This is a genomic window from Pseudomonas pseudonitroreducens (genome assembly GCF_021603645.1).
Lineage (GTDB): Bacteria > Pseudomonadota > Gammaproteobacteria > Pseudomonadales > Pseudomonadaceae > Pseudomonas > Pseudomonas pseudonitroreducens.
Genome location: NZ_BQHJ01000039.1, coordinates 1 through 1,277 on the forward strand (window position 1 = coordinate 1; position 1,277 = coordinate 1,277).

The 1,277-nt window shown below is 65.2% G+C and carries 3 protein-coding genes; all 3 read left to right on the top strand.

Annotated elements, in window-relative coordinates; all coding sequences use genetic code 11:
* Positions 1 to 212: phage protein Gp36 family protein (locus L6D89_RS32320; protein ID WP_236202335.1), on the top strand; the 212-nt coding region annotated here is incomplete at its 5' end.
* A complete protein-coding gene (locus L6D89_RS32325; protein ID WP_024767748.1) occupies positions 209 to 652 on the top strand; it encodes a phage virion morphogenesis protein in 444 nt (147 codons plus the stop codon). The genes L6D89_RS32320 and L6D89_RS32325, both read left to right, overlap by 4 nt.
* Positions 645 to 1,112 (top strand): hypothetical protein, encoded by a 468-nt coding sequence (locus L6D89_RS32330; RefSeq protein ID WP_024767747.1) that lies wholly within the window; start codon positions 645 to 647, stop codon positions 1,110 to 1,112. Before L6D89_RS32325 ends, L6D89_RS32330 begins: the two co-directional genes overlap by 8 nt.
* The last annotated feature ends 165 nt before the right edge of the window (positions 1,113 to 1,277 follow it).

Here is a 1,277-nt window from a genome sequence, read left to right on the forward strand (position 1 = left end):
AGACGTGCTGCGACATCGCCATGTATCGGATGTCGTCGGACGGTGCCAGCAGCACTGAAGAGAAGCGCAAGCGCTACGAGGATGCGGTGGGCTACCTGCGCCGGGTCGCCGAGGGCAAGGCCTCGCTTGGCCTGGCCACGCCGCCTGACCAGGAAAGCAGCGGCTTTGCCTACTTCGAGGCCGAGCCCAAGCGCTTCGGGAAGCTGCTGTGAGCGGCGCCGCGATCAGCGTCAACCTCCTGGAAGACAAGCGCCTCGCGCGGCGGATTGACCGCCTGGCCGCACTGGACCTGCTGCCGCTCCTGGAGGGCATCGGCGCCGAGGTTGTCAGCCAGACCCAGCGCCGGATCGCCGTGGACAAGGCCAGCCCAACTGGCCAGGCCTGGCCGGAGTGGTCCGCTGAGTACGCCGAAACGCGGCACAGCGGGCAGAGCCTTCTGCAGGGTGAGAACCACCTGCTCAACAGCATGACGTTTCAGACCATGGGCGACAGCGTTCTGGTGGGCAGCCCCCTGGTCTATGCCGCCACCCACCAGTACGGCGATGAGGATCGCGGCATTCCGCAAAGGGAATACCTCGGCCTGGAAGGCGTGGACCTGGACGACGTGATCGGCCTGATCGAGGACTACCTGGAGGAGCTGGCAGATGAGTGAGTTAACAGCCGACCAGGTGCTGGACGGCATCAAGGCCTGGGCAGAGCAGGCGTTCGTGGCCAGCGACCTGAAGGTTGAAACGCAACTGCACGGTGGGCGTTTCGTGCCGGCTGAGCTGGAGCGTTACGCCACGCGGACGATGGCCTGCCGCATTGCCCTGGAGGGGCTCAAGTTCACCCTGAATGGCCAAGGGAAGCTGGTGGCCACCGCCCTGGTGGTAGTCGTCGGCCTGGCCGGCGACCTGGGCAAGGCCGGGAGCCGGGCCGGCAACGTGCTGCGTCTGCTGGCTCCGTTGCAGGCGGCACTCCCTGGAACCAAGCACGACCTGGAACTGATGGACAGCATCGACGCCAAGGATGTGCGCGCAGCGAACCTCTACAACGCCGCGCTGGAAGGCCGCAACTGTGCCGCCTGGGTCCTGGCCTGGCCTGTGAAGTTTCAACACCCCCGAGTCCGATAGGAGGACACATGAAAGTAGAAAAGGCCCCCGCCTCGGCTGGGGAAACCAAACCGGCCGGCGTGAAGGTGAAGATCACCCACGACAATGGGCACCGCCATGCCGGCATCAAGCACCCCAAAGACGCGGTTATCACCGTATCCGAGGCCGATAAAAAGCTGATCGTCG